Origin of the sequence: Streptomyces sp. NPDC006259 (genome assembly GCF_042870975.1) — a bacterium.
In the GTDB taxonomy this organism is placed as follows: domain Bacteria; phylum Actinomycetota; class Actinomycetes; order Streptomycetales; family Streptomycetaceae; genus Streptomyces.
Map to the genome: position 1 here is coordinate 608,012 of NZ_JBIAHY010000004.1, position 13,772 is coordinate 621,783.

The window sequence follows — 13,772 nt, forward strand, 5'->3', positions numbered from 1 at the left end:
CCCAGCGGTCGGGGCGTTAGGGTCGAGGCCATGGCCGAGACCCCGCTTGACCTCACGCTGGACGCCGCCCTGCTCACCGCGCAGCTCGTCGACTTCCCCTCCGAGAGCGGCACGGAGAAGCCGCTCGCGGACGCCGTCGAGACGGCTCTGCGCGCGCTCCCGCACCTGACGGTGGACCGGCACGGCAACAACGTGACCGCCCGCACCCGGCTGGGCCGTCCCGAGCGGGTGATCCTCGCCGGCCACATCGACACCGTCCCGATCGCGGACAACGTCCCCTCCCGGCTGGACGCGGACGGCATCCTGTGGGGCTGCGGCACCTGCGACATGAAGTCGGGCGTCGCGGTCCAGCTCCGCATCGCCGCGACCGTCCCGGCCCCCAACCGGGACCTCACCTTCGTCTTCTACGACAACGAAGAGGTCGCCGCCGACCTCAACGGCCTCAAGCACGTCGCCGAGGCCCACCCGGAGTGGCTGGAGGGCGACTTTGCGGTCCTCCTGGAGCCCTCAGACGGTCAGGTGGAGGGCGGCTGCCAGGGCACCCTGCGGGTCCTGCTGAGGACCAGCGGCGAGCGGGCCCACTCGGCGCGCGGCTGGATGGGCTCCAACGCCATCCACGCCGCCGCCCCGATCCTGGCCCGCCTCGCCTCCTACGAGCCCCGTCACCCGGTGGTCGACGGCCTGGAGTACCGCGAAGGCCTCAACGCGGTCGGCATCACCGGCGGAGTGGCCGGCAACGTCATCCCCGACGAGTGCGTCGTGACCGTCAACTTCCGCTACGCGCCCGACCGTACGCCCGAGGAGGCCGTCGCCCACGTCCGAGAGGTGTTCGCCGACTGCGGGGTGGCGGAGTTCGTCGTCGACGACCACAGCGGGGCGGCCCGGCCCGGCCTCTCCCACCCCGCCGCGGCGGCCTTCATCGAGGCGGTGGGCGGCACCCCGCAGCCCAAGTACGGCTGGACCGACGTCTCCCGCTTCTCGGCGCTCGGCGTGCCCGCCGTCAACTACGGCCCCGGCAACCCGCACCTGGCGCACAAGCGGGACGAACACGTGGACACCGCGAAGATCCTGGCGGCCGAGGAGCGGCTGCGGTCCTGGCTGACCGCCTGATCCCGGGGCATCCGTGCCGGGGGCGCCGGACGGCGGACACGCCGACGTCCCCCGTCCGTAACCCGCGTAGATCTACGCTGAGGTGGAACGACTGCTAGCGGAGGGAGTTCACATGGCTACAGGCAACCCGGAGGGCAAGCGGCGGCCACCGGAGGAACAGCGCCTGGGACCGGTCCTCCGGAGGCGGGACCAGGTGCAGGCGAGCACCACGGACCAGCGGCTGCTGGACGAGCGGGCCCCGTCCGACTGGGTCCACACCGACCCCTGGCGGGTCCTGCGCATCCAGTCGGAGTTCATCGAGGGCTTCGGCACCCTCGCCGAACTCCCGGCCGCCATCAGCGTCTTCGGCTCCGCCCGGACGCCGGTGGACTCCCCGGAGTACGAGGCGGGCGTACGGCTCGGCCGCGCGCTGGTGCAGGCCGGCTGGGCGGTGATCACGGGCGGCGGTCCCGGCGCCATGGAGGCGGCCAACAAGGGCGCCTGCGAGGCGGGCGGCGTCTCGGTCGGCCTCGGCATCGAACTGCCCTTCGAGCAGGGCCTCAACCCCTACGTCGACATCGGCCTGAACTTCCGGTACTTCTTCGTCCGCAAGATGATGTTCGTGAAGTACGCGCAGGGGTTCGTCGTCCTGCCCGGCGGCCTCGGCACCCTGGACGAACTCTTCGAGGCCCTCACCCTCGTCCAGACCCAGAAGGTCACCCGCTTCCCGATCGTCCTCTTCGGCACGGAGTACTGGGGCGGCCTGATCGACTGGCTGAAGAACACCCTGATCGCCCAGGGCAAGGCCTCGGAGAAGGACCTCCTCCTCTTCCACGTCACGGACGACGTGGAGGAAGCGGTGGCGTTGGTCTCCAAGGAAGCGGGCCGCTAGAGGGCGGATTTGCCCCGCCCGCCCGTCCGGCGCCGGGGGACGCGTGGCGGCCGGGCAACCCGTGGCGGCCGGCGGCTGCGGGCGCGGGGGCGCGGCCCCCGCGCCGGGGCCGGGAAGCCGCGGCGGGGGAGGGGGCGGGAAGCGGTGGCGGGGGCGAGCGGGAACTACGCCAGCCCCCGCCGGGCCACCGCCGGCTCCCGGTGCCCCGCGATGGACGCCACCATGTCCAGCACCTGCCGCGTCTCGGCGACCTCGTGCACCCGGTACACCCGTGCCCCCAGCCACGCGGACACCGCGGTGGTGGCCAACGTCCCCACCACCCGTTCCTTCACCGGCCGGTCCAACGTCTCGCCCACGAAGTCCTTGTTCGACAGCGACACCAGCACCGGCCAGCCCGTGCCCACCATCTCGCCCAGCCGCCGCGTCGCCTCGAGGCTGTGCCGCGTGTTCTTCCCGAAGTCGTGCCCGGGATCGATCAGGATCGACTCCCGCGGCACCCCCAGCTCCACGGCCCGCTCCGCCAGCCCCACGGTCACGCGCAGGATGTCGGCCACGACGTCGTCGTAGGCCACCCGGTGCGGCCGCGTGCGCGGCCGCGTGCCGCCCGCGTGCGTGCAGACCAGCCCGGCCCCGTACCGCGCCGCCACCTCGGCCAGCCGCGGATCCACCCCGCCCCACGCGTCGTTCAGCAGATCCGCGCCCGCCTCGCAGACGGCCTCGCCGACCTCGGACCGCCACGTGTCCACGCTGATCACGACGTCCGGGAAGCGCCGCCGCACCTCGGCCACGAAACCGACCGTGCGCCGCGCCTCCTCCTCGGCCGTGACCTCCGCACCGGGACCGGCCTTCACGCCGCCGATGTCGATGATCGCGGCGCCCTCGGCCACCGCCTGCTCCACGCGCGCGAGGGCCGGCTCGTCACGGAAGGTCGCGCCCTGGTCGTAGAAGGAGTCGGGGGTCCGGTTCACGATCGCCATGATCACCGGCTCGTGGGTGCCGAATTCCCGCCTGCCCAGCCTGAGCATCCCCTGTGACCTCTCCTCGTACGTCCCTGACATCCGCCGCCTGCGACCCTAACTGTCACACCCTCATGGCACGATCGGAGCCTGACACATCCGACAACGAGCACAGCGAGCGTGGGGACCCACCGATGGTTATGTTCTTCTTCCTGGTCGTCGCGCTCGCCGTCGTGGTGGCCGCGGTGACACTCGCCGTGGTGGGCGGCGGCGAGGGCACCGGTCCGCTGCCGGAGGTCGAGCCCGAGCGGCTGCACGACCCGCTGCCCCCGGACCGCCCCCTCGACCGGTCCGACGTCGACCGCCTCCGCTTCCCGCTCGCCGCCCGCGGCTACCGCATGGCCGACGTCGACGACGCGCTCAACCGCCTCGGCGCCGAACTCGCCGAGCGCGACGCCCGCATCGGCGAACTGGAGTCCGCGCTCTCCGCCGCCCGGACGCCCGAACCGCACGTCTCCATGGACAAGCCCGCACCGGAGGAGCAGCAGTGAGCGACGGTGCCGCCCTCGCCGGCCCCGACGGCGCGCTGCGCTGCCCCTGGGCCCTGTCCACGGCGGACTACGTGACGTACCACGACGAGGAGTGGGGCCGCCCGGTCCACGGCGACCAGGCCCTCTTCGAGCGCCTCAGTCTGGAGGCCTTCCAGTCGGGTCTGTCCTGGATCACGATCCTGCGCCGCCGCTCCGGATTCCGTACCGCCTTCGCCGACTTCGCGATCGACGCGGTCGCCGCCTTCACGGAGGAGGACCGCGCCCGCCTCCTCGCCGACCCCGGCATCATCCGCAACCGCGCCAAGATCGACGCCACGCTCGCCAACGCGCGCGTGCTGGCCGGCTGGTCCCCGGGCGACCTCGACGAACTGATCTGGTCCCATGCCCCGGACCCGGCGGCCCGGACGGTCCCCAAAACCCTCGCGGACGTCCCGGCGGTGACGGACGAGTCGACGGCCCTCTCGAAGGCGCTCAAAAAGCGGGGCCTCCGGTTCGTCGGGCCCACCACGGCGTACGCGCTCATGCAGGCGTGCGGGCTGGTGGACGACCACCTGGAGACCTGTGTGTCCCGAGGCGCGGCGGCCGTGAGCGGCGCACAGGCCTGAGGGGTGGGGGGCTGAGGGGCGCGGGGGCGCGCTACGGCCGCACCGGCCCCGCGGCCCCCGACGCCGCTCGCGTCGCCGGACTCAGCGGCCCAGGTACCTGGGCTTCTCCTTGTTCACGAACGCCTGCACGGCGATCGCGTGGTCCTGCGAGGCCCCCGCCCGAGTCTGCAACTCGTCCTCCTTGTCCAGCGTCTCGCTGAGCGAGTGCGACAGCCCGTAGGCGACGGCCTCCTTGATCGCCGCGTAGGCGACCGTCGGCCCGGCGGCCAGCGCCCGCGCCACCCGCTCGGCCTCCGGGCGCAGCGCCTCGGCCGGTACGACCAGGTTGGCGATGCCCAGTTCGTACGCCTCCTGCGCCTTGACGCTGCGCGGGAACAGCAGCAGATCGGCGGCACGGCCCGGGCCGATCACGCGGGGCAGGGTCCACGAGACGCCCGAGTCGGCGGTGAGCGCGACCCCCGCGAACGAGGTGTTGAAGGACGCCGTGTCGGCCACCACCCGGTAGTCCGCGGCCAGCGCGAAGCCGAAGCCGGCGCCCGCGGCGACCCCGTTCACGGCGGCGACGACCGGCTTGGGCGCCTCGGTGAGCGCCCGCACGACCGGGTTGTAGTGCTCCTTGACCGTGCTCATGACCCTGCCGGAGCCTTCGGCCAGCAGCCCGATGTGCTCCTTGAGGTCCTGGCCCACGCAGAAGGCCCGCTCACCGGCGGCGGTCAGCAGCACGGCCCGTACGGCGTCGTCGGCCGCCGCGGACTCCACCGCCTCCCGCAGGGCGACCTTGGTCGCGATGTCCAGCGCGTTCATCGCCTCGGGGCGGTTCAGGGTGATCGTCGCGAGCCCGTCGCTCACCTCGTAGAGCACGGTGTCGGCCATGGAATGTCCCCTCCGGTGTCGCGGCTGACGTACTGACCAGTACGCGCAGGTGTCCGAAGGACAGCATGAGGGACGGCGAGCGCGCGGGACGTGTGACCTGCGTCAAAGAAATCAGGACGATTTCCGGCGGGCGGAAGTCCGTGCGGGCGCGCAGTATCGCAGTCACATCGCCGAATTGAGTGGTTTTGCTCGCGCGCGTTGCCCAAGCGATGCCGACCGATGTTGGTCATCGGGTCCTGCGATGCGGGATAATGGCTGGGAAGCAATGTGTTCGATGCCGGTGTCGTTGGTCGTTGGTCCCGTGCTGGGCCGCGCCTTGCCCTCCACGGGCCGTCGGCTTTGACGATGAGCTGGTTTCAGGAAGGGGAACGAGCATGGCGGCCATGAAGCCGCGGACGGGCGATGGCCCGCTCGAGGTGACCAAGGAGGGGCGGGGCATCGTCATGCGAGTTCCGCTCGAAGGCGGCGGTCGGCTCGTTGTCGAGCTGACCCCGGACGAGGCCGACGCGCTCGGCGACGCCCTCAAGAAGGTCGTCGGCTGACGCGCAAGCGACCATACCCCTTCGGTCTCCCCGGCATCCTTCAGGGTGCCGGGGAGATTGTTTTGCCGGGGGCGACGGGGGCCCGTAGCCCGAACGGCGTACCGGGCGGGCAGGTATCCGGGCGGGAGGCGGCCGGGGGAGGTGACCGGGCGGGCAGGTATCCGAGCGGGTAGGTACCCGAACGGGAGGCGGCAGGGCGCGGCTCACGCGGTGGTGGCTCGCACGGTCCTCGGTCGCACAGGTATCGCTCGGCCGTCGGCGTACGGGCTGACGCCTGGCCGTCGGCGTACGGCTATCGCTTGACCGCGCAGAGAAGGCCGTCGCCCACCGGCAGCAGCGACGGCACCATCTCCTGGCTCTCGCGTACCGCGCGCAGCAGTTCGCGGACCCTTATGACCTCCGTCGGCTGCGGGCCCGAGTCGATCGTGCGGCCGTTCGCGAAGACGCCCTCGAACACCACGAGTCCCCCCTGTCGCAGCAGGCGCAACGATTCAGCGAGGTAGTCCATGACCTCGAGCCGGTCACCGTCGCAGAAGACGAGGTCGTAGCCGGCGTCCGCCAGCCGTGGCAGCACGTCCAGCGCGCGGCCCGGGATGAAGCGGGCCCGGTTGCTGGCGAAACCGCAGGCCCGGAAGGCCTGCCGGGCGAACTGCTGGTGCTCCGGCTCGGGGTCGACGGTCGTCAGGACGCCGTCCGGGCGCATGCCGTGCAGCAGGTGGATCCCCGAGACGCCGGTACCGGTACCGATCTCCGCGACCGCCTTGGCGTCCACGGTGGCGGCGAGCAACCGCAGCGCGGCGCCCGTGCTGGGCGACACCGAGCGCAGCCCCGCGTCGCGGGCCCGGTCGCGGGCCCAGCGCAGTGCTTCGTCCTCGGCGACATAGGCGTCGGCGAACGCCCAGCTCGTCTGCCGGTTGCCGGTAATGACCCTCTCCTGTCCCCGTGGTTGCCTGGGCGTGACTGTATCCGTTGGTGCCGGGAACCCGCAGATGGGACCGCGCGTTTGAAGGGGTGTGACGGACTACGGGGGGACACGGTTGGATCACGACGACGGACGGGATGCCGAGCAAGTGCTGACGCAGCCGCATGAGCCGTATCAGCACCGATCAATCTCTCGTAAAACCGCTTATCCGGAGCTAACGGGCGAGGTGGCTATGGTAGGGGCTCCGCTGGACACCACCAGAGCCGACAGGGGAGGTGCGGCCGCGCCCGTGGATCGGGGAGGAGCGCTGCGGCGCTTTCTCGGTTCGGCAGGCAGGCCGAAATCCGTGAACGACACCGCTGACCACAGTCACGCCGCCGGCCCTGGTGCCGGCCCGGCCCAGACCGCGACCTTCTCCACCGACGCGGACGGGCAGGCGTGGACTCCGCCCACGTGGGAGGAGATCGTCAGCATGCACAGCGGCCGCGTGTACCGGCTCGCCTACCGCCTCACCGGTAACCAGCACGATGCCGAGGACCTCACCCAGGAGGTGTTCGTCCGCGTCTTCCGCTCGCTGTCGACGTACACCCCGGGCACCTTCGAGGGCTGGCTGCACCGCATCACCACCAACCTCTTCCTGGACATGGTCCGCCGCAAGCAGCGCATCCGCTTCGACTCGCTCGGCGATGACGCGGCGGAGCGGCTGCCCAGCAAGGAACCCAACCCGCAGCAACTCTTCAACGACGCCCACTTCGACGCGGACGTCCAGCAGGCCCTCGACACCCTCGCGCCCGAGTTCCGCGCCGCGGTCGTCCTGTGCGACATCGAAGGACTGTCGTACGAGGAGATCGCCGCGACCCTCGGCGTCAAGCTGGGCACGGTCCGCTCGCGTATCCACCGCGGCCGTTCGCAGCTGCGCAAGGCACTGGCCCACCGCTCGCCCGAGGCGCGCTCCGAGCGTCGCTCGTTCGTGGCCCGTGTCCCCGCTCTGGGGGGAGGGGGCGCGACCGCGTGAGTGGAACCCGTCCTACCCCGGCCGAACAGCATCTCGGTGACCGGCTCTCCGCCCTGGTGGACGGCGAGCTGGGCCATGACACCCGTGAACGCGTGCTGGCGCACGTGGCGACCTGCCCCAAGTGCAAGGCGGAGGTCGACGCACAGCGCCGACTGAAGAACGTCTTCGCCGAAGTGGCCCCGCCCGCCCCATCCGAAAGCTTCCTGGCGCGCCTGCAAGGGCTGCCCGGGGGAGGCGACCCGGACGACGACGGCCTGCCGCCGCTCGCAGGAGGAGGCTTCGGCGACAGATTCGGGGCCCGCCCCGGAGCGTTCGGAGTCTTCGGAGCCAAGCGGGCGGAGCCGTTCGAGTTCGGCTACATCCCGGCGCGCGACCACGGCTCCGTGCTGACGCCCTCAGCCGAGCGAGCCTTCCGTATCCATGGGGTCGGCCGCTCCGACGCCGAGCGTTCGCGGGGGCTGAGGTTCGCCTTCGTCGCCGCCGGCGCGGTGTCGCTGGCAGCGATCGCCCTGGGCGGCATGAACACCGGCGTCCCGGCCGACACGGACGCCCGTGGCGGCACCGGCGCGGGCAGCAATGTGACACCGGCCCGCACGCCGGGCGGCGGCTCTGCGACGAGCCCCGAGAGCCAGCGCCGCCGTGGCGTCGGACCCCTGCTCGCCCAGGGTGGGCAGATGCTCGGCGAGACCCCGCTGGTCCCGACCCAGGTCTCCGCACCGCTGCTGCCCGGAGTGCCGTCCCCGGCGGTCCACCCCGAGCAGGCGCCACTGCACCGGCTGACCACCCCCGTGATGGCCGGCGCCGCCGCCATGTCCCCTCTCATACGCCCGCTCGGCACGACCCCACCGGTCTCGCTGACCTCCTGGACCACCACCCCGGGCATCACCTCCCCCGGCCTGCTCGCCGCACCGGTCCCCAAGCCCACGTCCGCCCCGACCCCGCCCCCGCACCAGGCCCACTGACCCGCGAACCTGGTTGAATCCAGGGTGAATCGCGCCCATGCGACGCGGGGCGGAGTGCGAGCCTGAGCACGGGGAGAGCATGAACGAGGGCAAGCCCACAGAGAGCCCTGCCGGGCGGGTGTCCGGGGACGAGCCGAGTGTGCCCGCGGGTGGCGAGGTCCCCGGCGGAAGCCCCGCCGGGCGGGAGGCCGCCGAGCGGTCGAGCGGGCCTGCGTGGGACGCCGTCGCCCAGGGCGACTTCGAACTGGCCCGTCCCCAAGTTGCCGTGGGCCCGGGGGCCCCGGTGGCCGGTCCCTCGCAGCTGTCGTCGGGGGAGGCAATGGAGCCGGCTGACACCGCGCTCCGGCCGCTCGCCGGGGACGAGACGCAGTCACCGCCGTCGACCGACCCCGCGTCCCACGTTCCTGCCGTCACCGACCGTCCCAAGCCCCTGCACGACCCCGACCCCTACAGCACCCCTCCCTACGGCGAACCGGGCCCCTGGGCGCCCGCACCGCCCGTCCAGCACCCGGCCGCGTCACCGACCTCCGCCACGGCCGCCTCCGGGGCGACGGTGCCGACGCCCGGTGTCGCCGACGTGCGCGGTACGGGCCTCCCCGAGGTGCCACCGTTCCCGCCCGGCGTTCCCGCTGCGCCGGTGTTCGGCGTGGCCCCGCCTGCCGTCGGCATGCCCGTTCCGGGCGCGGTGGCCTACGGCGTGCCCTCGCCCGTGCCGGGCGCCGTAGCTGCGGAGTCCGGCGGGGCGCCGGTGCCCGGTGCGGCGGTTCCCGAGACGCCCCCGCCCTCGCCCCCGCTCGCGACCGGTGTTCCTGTCGGGCCTGCGCTCGGCGTGGATCCGCCAGTCCCAGGCAGGTCCGCTCCAGGCGCGGTGGTTCCCGAGACGCCTGTCGGGCCTGCGCGCGGCGTGGATCCGCCAGTCCCAGGCAGGTCCGCTCCAGGCGCGGTGGTTCCCGAGACGCCCCCGCTCCCGCCCCCGCCCGCGACCGGTGTTCCTGTCGGGCCTGCGCTCGACGTGGATCCGCCAGTCGTCGGCAGGTCCGCTCCAGGCGCGGTGGCTCCCGAGACGCCCCCGCTCCCGCCCCCACTCGCGACCGGTGTTCCCGCCGAGCCCGCGCTCGACGTGGCCCCGCCAGTCGCCGACATGCCCATTCCCGACGCGGTGGCTCCCGAGACGCCGCCGCCCGCGTCCGGTGTTCCCGGCGCGGCGGCTTTCGGGACGCCCCCACCGGCACACGGCGTCCCTCTCGCGCCCGTCTCCGACCAACCCGCGGCCTCCCACAGCAGCCCCGCCTCCCCCGAGGCACCCGCCGCCCCGTCCGTGCCCCCCGCCTCCCCCGAGGCCCCCGCCGACTCCTCCTCCCAAGCCCCCGCCGACCCCTGGCGTCGCTATGACCCCTGGGCGGCCGCTCCCCTCGGGGCCGGGCCGCTCCAGCAGACCGGGGGTGCCGTCCTCAGCGTGGAGCAGCGGCGCAGGCGTAGGCGTCGGGGGCTGGTCGGTGGGGCCTTGCTGGTGGCTCTGGTCTCCGGGGGCGTCGGCGGGGGCGTCGGCGTGTATCTGGAGCGGAACGGCGGGGTGGCGGCGGTGGAGCTGCCGCAGGCCCCCGTCGTGCCGGGCGGCCGGGACGCGGACAGTGTCGCCGGGATCGCCGCCCGTGCCCTGCCCGGCGTCGTCACCCTGCACGTCAGCGGCAGTGCGGAGGCCGGCACCGGCACCGGCTTCGTGCTCGACACGCGGGGGCACATCCTGACCAACAGCCACGTCGTCGAGCCCGCCGGGTCCGGCGGCGAGATATCGGTCACCTTCAACGGAGGCCAGACCGCCGAGGCCGAGGTCGTCGGCAAGGACAGCGGATACGACCTCGCGGTGGTCAGGGTGACCGGCGTGCGCGGTCTCGAGCCCCTGCCCCTCGGCAACTCCGACAACGTGCGGGTCGGTGACCCGGTCGTCGCCATCGGCGCCCCCTTCGACCTGGCGGGCACCGTCACCTCGGGCATCATCAGCGCCAGGGAGCGGCCCATCACCGCCGGCGGCGGCAGCGGCGACGGGAGCGACGTGTCGTACGTGGACGCCTTGCAGACCGACGCGCCCATCAACCCCGGCAACTCCGGTGGCCCCCTCCTCGACACGCAGGGCCACGTCATCGGCATCAACTCGGCCATCCGGTCCGCCGCCGACGGCAGCGACTCCGACGGCGGCCGGGCCGGCTCGATCGGCCTGGGCTTCGCCATCCCGGTCAATCAGGGCAAACGCGTCGCCGAGGAACTGATCAACACGGGCCGGGCGACCCACCCCGTCATCGGCGTGACCCTCGACATGGACTACGCGGGCGACGGCGCCCGGGTCGGCACCGAGAACGGTGGCGGAAGCGATCCGGTGACCGCGGGCGGCCCCGGCGACAGGGCCGGCATCCGGCCGGGGGACGTCATCACCGCGGTCGACGGCCGACGCGTCCACTCGGGCGAGGAACTGATCGTCAGGACCCGCGCACACCGCCCCGGCGACCGCCTGGAACTGACCGTCGAACGCGACGGCAAGGAACGCGCCCTGTCCCTCGTCCTCGGCTCCTCCGACAGCGGCTGAACCGGCCGGTCACCCCACGATTGCCGGATACCTCACACTTCGGACGCCGACGCCTGGCCCCATCAGGCAAACAACGCGGAAAACAGGTCGCCCACGACCAGTCGGACACCTCGGGACGGTACCGGTCGGACAGGTGCGACAGGTACCGTGGACCCGGCCCGGACCACGGAAGACCCGCACTGACCACCGAGGGCCACCAGGGCCACCGAGGACCGCGGACCGCGGACATCGCAAGGAGCTTCAGGTGTTCAATGACATAGGTGCGCTCGAGCTGGTGACGATCGTCGTCCTGGCCGTGCTCGTCTTCGGTCCGGACAAGCTCCCGAAGGTCATCCAGGACGTGATGCGCACGGTCCGGAAGATCCGTGAGTTCTCCGAGAGCGCCAAGCAGGACATCCGGCAGGAACTCGGCCCGGAGTTCAAGGACTTCGAGTTCGAGGACCTCAACCCCAAGACCTTCCTCCGCAAGCAGCTGGACAACGAGGACCTGGGGCTCAAGGAGATCCGCAACGGCTTCGACCTCAAGAAGGAGATGGCCGAGGTCACGGACGCCGTGCAGGCCCGCGAACAGGAGTCCTCGTCGTCCTCCTCGGCCTCCTCGTCCGGCGGCCGGATCGACATGGTGAAGAAGCCGGAGGAGCCGGGCAAGGACGACCGCCCGCCCTTCGACGCGGACGCCACCTGAGTCACCCGCGCCCCCGGATGTGAGGGGGCGCACGCCTCACGCGCCGGGCGGCTTCCCCCCAGTCACGAGCGGGGTGGCTATGCTGCCTGGTTGTTGTGCGGGCCGTACCCACAAGGGCGACGCCGCCCGAAGGGGGGCGGGCCGTACGGTCCGGCTAGAGCAAGGAGGCGTCCGGGTACATGGAGACGACGAGTCGGGCAGTCGAACAGGCGTCGGCCGCGGAGGGCGGACAACAGGTCCCCTCCGCCCGGCGCACGGTCGACGGCTACCTGGAGGCGTCCTTCCCGTGGTACGGCCTCGACGAGGCCTTCACGGGACCGCGCTGGCTGATGCAGGTCGGTACGGCGGCCGACGGTGCCGTCGAGCACGGTTCGATCGGGCACGGTGACGAGCCCTCCGTACGGCACGAGACGGCCGGGGAGGACCGCGGGAAGTTCGCCGTGGTCGTGACCGTCGCCGCGAATCCCGTCCGGCGCAGCGCGGACGGCACCGGACTGCTGGAGGCCACCTCGGTGTCCTCGGCGGCCTGGCTGGCGGGTGTGGGGCTGCTGTCCTTCACCTGGCCGGGGCAGATGGACCACAGCCTGCGCGACGACTGGCTGGACCAGCAGACCGAGACGGCGTGGGTGCTGGCCGACGACCTGTCCGGCTCGGACTGGTCCACGCTGTCCCTGCCGGTCGACGGCGTGCCGACCCCCTTCCACTATCGCGAGTCCGAGTTCGGCTGGGTGCTGGCCGGCTCGACGCAGGAGGGCGTGCACGTGGGGGCGTACGGCAGGGGCATGAGCGCGTACGGGCTCGGCTTCGCCGTGATCAAGGACATCGCCGCGTACGAGTAGCCGCGGTGACGGCGACGGGGGCGCGGTCCTGACCGACGGCGCCCCCGCTGTCGTACGACGGTCGGGAATCGGGTTCGTACGGCGGGTCGGAGCCCGCAGGTCAGAACTTGTTCTTCGGGGTGATCCCCAGGGACAGGCCCGAGAGACCGCGCTGACGGCCGCCCAGTTTGCCCGCGATGGCCCGCAGGGCGGAGCCCGCCGGGGAGTCCGGGTCGGTGAGGACGACCGGCTTGCCCTCGTCGCCGCCCTCGCGCAGCCGGACGTCGATGGGGATGGAGCCGAGGACCGGCACCGAGGCGCCCGTGGTGCGGGTCAGGCCGTCCGCGACGGACTGGCCGCCGCCGGTGCCGAAGACGTCGACCATCTCGCCGCAGTGCGGGCAGGGCAGCCCGGACATGTTCTCGACGACGCCGACGATCTTCTGGTGGGTCTGGACGGCGATGGAACCCGCCCGCTCGGCCACCTCGGCGGCGGCCTGCTGCGGCGTCGTCACGACCAGGATCTCCGCGTTCGGGACCAGCTGGGCCACCGAGATGGCGATGTCGCCGGTGCCCGGCGGGAGGTCGAGCAGCAGGACGTCGAGGTCGCCCCAGTACACGTCGGCCAGGAACTGCTGGAGCGCCCGGTGGAGCATCGGGCCGCGCCAGACGACCGGGGCATTGCCCGGCGTGAACATGCCGATCGAGATGACCTTCACGCCGTGCGCCGACGGCGGCATGATCATGTTCTCGACCTGGGTGGGACGGCCGTCCGCGCCGAGCATGCGGGGCACGCTGTGGCCGTAGATGTCGGCGTCGACGACACCCACCCTCAGACCGTCGGCCGCCATCGCCGCGGCCAGGTTCACCGTGACCGACGACTTGCCGACGCCTCCCTTGCCGGACGCGACCGCGTACACGCGCGTGAGCGAGCCGGGCTTGGCGAAGGGCACCTCGCGCTCGGTCTGGCCGCCGCGCAGCGCGCTCGCCAGTTCCTTGCGCTGTTCGTCGCTCATCACGTCCAGGGTCACGTCGACCCGCGTGACGCCGTCGACCGCGGAGACCGCGTCGGTGACGCGCTGCGTGATCGTCTCGCGCATCGGGCAGCCGGAGACCGTCAGGTACACGGTGACCGCGACCGCTCCGTCCGCCCCGATGTCCACCGACTTGACCATCCCGAGTTCGGTGATGGGGCGGTTGATCTCGGGGTCGTTCACCGTCGCCAGTGCTTCACGCACCGCGTCTTCCGTAGCCATAAGGACGATGGTACGGCGCCCCGCGC

At 72.6% G+C, this 13,772-nt stretch carries 14 protein-coding genes; 10 read left to right on the top strand and 4 right to left on the bottom strand.

Translation table 11 applies throughout. The features are described 5' to 3' along the window. The first annotated feature begins 30 nt into the window (after positions 1-30). Positions 31-1,110 carry a succinyl-diaminopimelate desuccinylase gene (gene dapE, locus ACFYO5_RS19360; protein ID WP_388710005.1) on the top strand — a complete coding sequence of 360 codons (1,080 nt, stop codon included), beginning with the start codon at positions 31-33 and terminating at the stop codon, positions 1,108-1,110. Positions 1,111-1,222: 112 nt separating this feature from the next. After that, the gene (locus ACFYO5_RS19365; protein WP_388710007.1) at positions 1,223-1,981 is read left to right on the top strand and encodes a TIGR00730 family Rossman fold protein; all 759 of its coding nucleotides are present in this window, start codon (positions 1,223-1,225) and stop codon (positions 1,979-1,981) included. Between the two features lie 164 nt (positions 1,982-2,145). Here ACFYO5_RS19365 and folP read toward each other — a convergent pair whose 3' ends face one another. After that, on the bottom strand, positions 2,146-3,006 hold the full coding sequence (gene folP, locus ACFYO5_RS19370) for a dihydropteroate synthase (RefSeq protein WP_388710009.1): 861 nt from the start codon (positions 3,004-3,006) through the stop codon (positions 2,146-2,148). A gap of 131 nt (positions 3,007-3,137) precedes the next feature. Here folP and ACFYO5_RS19375 point away from each other — a divergent pair, with 131 nt between their 5' ends. Together ACFYO5_RS19375 and ACFYO5_RS19380 are read left to right on the top strand one after the other, a co-directional pair. Then, entirely contained in the window at positions 3,138-3,488 is a 351-nt protein-coding gene (locus ACFYO5_RS19375; RefSeq protein ID WP_356566403.1) for a DivIVA domain-containing protein, read from the top strand. Further along, on the top strand, positions 3,485-4,093 hold the full coding sequence (locus tag ACFYO5_RS19380; protein ID WP_388710011.1) for a DNA-3-methyladenine glycosylase I: 609 nt from the start codon (positions 3,485-3,487) through the stop codon (positions 4,091-4,093). The genes ACFYO5_RS19375 and ACFYO5_RS19380 overlap by 4 nt, the downstream gene beginning before the upstream one ends. An 81-nt stretch (positions 4,094-4,174) precedes the next feature. Here ACFYO5_RS19380 and ACFYO5_RS19385 read toward each other — a convergent pair whose 3' ends face one another. Continuing rightward, the gene (locus ACFYO5_RS19385; RefSeq protein ID WP_356566206.1) at positions 4,175-4,966 is read right to left on the bottom strand and encodes an enoyl-CoA hydratase-related protein; all 792 of its coding nucleotides are present in this window, start codon (positions 4,964-4,966) and stop codon (positions 4,175-4,177) included. A 374-nt stretch (positions 4,967-5,340) separates the two neighbouring features. Here ACFYO5_RS19385 and ACFYO5_RS19390 point away from each other — a divergent pair, with 374 nt between their 5' ends. Next, a complete protein-coding gene (locus ACFYO5_RS19390) occupies positions 5,341-5,508 on the top strand; it encodes a DUF3117 domain-containing protein (protein ID WP_003966491.1) in 168 nt (55 codons plus the stop codon). Positions 5,509-5,800: 292 nt separating this feature from the next. Here ACFYO5_RS19390 and ACFYO5_RS19395 read toward each other — a convergent pair whose 3' ends face one another. Further along, on the bottom strand, positions 5,801-6,499 hold the full coding sequence (locus ACFYO5_RS19395) for an O-methyltransferase (RefSeq protein WP_356566405.1): 699 nt from the start codon (positions 6,497-6,499) through the stop codon (positions 5,801-5,803). A gap of 163 nt (positions 6,500-6,662) precedes the next feature. Here ACFYO5_RS19395 and sigE point away from each other — a divergent pair, with 163 nt between their 5' ends. From sigE to ACFYO5_RS19420, 5 genes are all read left to right on the top strand, one after another. Then, the gene (gene sigE / locus ACFYO5_RS19400) at positions 6,663-7,445 is read left to right on the top strand and encodes an RNA polymerase sigma factor SigE (protein WP_388710013.1); all 783 of its coding nucleotides are present in this window, start codon (positions 6,663-6,665) and stop codon (positions 7,443-7,445) included. Continuing rightward, entirely contained in the window at positions 7,442-8,407 is a 966-nt protein-coding gene (locus ACFYO5_RS19405; RefSeq protein ID WP_388710015.1) for a zf-HC2 domain-containing protein, read from the top strand. Before sigE ends, ACFYO5_RS19405 begins: the two co-directional genes overlap by 4 nt. Before the next feature lie 667 nt (positions 8,408-9,074). Continuing rightward, positions 9,075-10,988 carry a trypsin-like peptidase domain-containing protein gene (locus ACFYO5_RS19410; RefSeq protein WP_388710434.1) on the top strand — a complete coding sequence of 638 codons (1,914 nt, stop codon included), beginning with the start codon at positions 9,075-9,077 and terminating at the stop codon, positions 10,986-10,988. Positions 10,989-11,232: 244 nt separating this feature from the next. Continuing rightward, on the top strand, positions 11,233-11,673 hold the full coding sequence (locus ACFYO5_RS19415) for a sec-independent translocase (protein ID WP_388710017.1): 441 nt from the start codon (positions 11,233-11,235) through the stop codon (positions 11,671-11,673). A gap of 179 nt (positions 11,674-11,852) precedes the next feature. Continuing rightward, positions 11,853-12,512 carry a hypothetical protein gene (locus tag ACFYO5_RS19420; protein ID WP_388710019.1) on the top strand — a complete coding sequence of 220 codons (660 nt, stop codon included), beginning with the start codon at positions 11,853-11,855 and terminating at the stop codon, positions 12,510-12,512. A gap of 100 nt (positions 12,513-12,612) precedes the next feature. Here the strand turns inward: ACFYO5_RS19420 and ACFYO5_RS19425 are convergent, their stop codons facing one another. After that, a complete protein-coding gene (locus tag ACFYO5_RS19425) occupies positions 12,613-13,746 on the bottom strand; it encodes an Mrp/NBP35 family ATP-binding protein (protein WP_388710021.1) in 1,134 nt (377 codons plus the stop codon). Positions 13,747-13,772 lie beyond the last annotated feature (26 nt).

What these genes read in the sequence shown, in the direction of transcription:
- dapE (WP_388710005.1), top strand. Translation starts at nt 31, where the DNA reads ATGGCCGAGACCCCGCTTGACCTCACGCTGGACGCCGCCCTGCTCACC.
- ACFYO5_RS19365 (WP_388710007.1), top strand. Translation starts at nt 1,223, where the DNA reads ATGGCTACAGGCAACCCGGAGGGCAAGCGGCGGCCACCGGAGGAACAG.
- folP (WP_388710009.1), bottom strand. Translation starts at nt 3,006, where the DNA reads ATGCTCAGGCTGGGCAGGCGGGAATTCGGCACCCACGAGCCGGTGATC.
- ACFYO5_RS19375 (WP_356566403.1), top strand. Translation starts at nt 3,138, where the DNA reads ATGTTCTTCTTCCTGGTCGTCGCGCTCGCCGTCGTGGTGGCCGCGGTG.
- ACFYO5_RS19385 (WP_356566206.1), bottom strand. Translation starts at nt 4,966, where the DNA reads ATGGCCGACACCGTGCTCTACGAGGTGAGCGACGGGCTCGCGACGATC.
- ACFYO5_RS19390 (WP_003966491.1), top strand. Translation starts at nt 5,341, where the DNA reads ATGGCGGCCATGAAGCCGCGGACGGGCGATGGCCCGCTCGAGGTGACC.
- sigE (WP_388710013.1), top strand. Translation starts at nt 6,663, where the DNA reads ATGGTAGGGGCTCCGCTGGACACCACCAGAGCCGACAGGGGAGGTGCG.
- ACFYO5_RS19410 (WP_388710434.1), top strand. Translation starts at nt 9,075, where the DNA reads ATGCCCGTTCCGGGCGCGGTGGCCTACGGCGTGCCCTCGCCCGTGCCG.
- ACFYO5_RS19420 (WP_388710019.1), top strand. Translation starts at nt 11,853, where the DNA reads ATGGAGACGACGAGTCGGGCAGTCGAACAGGCGTCGGCCGCGGAGGGC.
- ACFYO5_RS19425 (WP_388710021.1), bottom strand. Translation starts at nt 13,746, where the DNA reads ATGGCTACGGAAGACGCGGTGCGTGAAGCACTGGCGACGGTGAACGAC.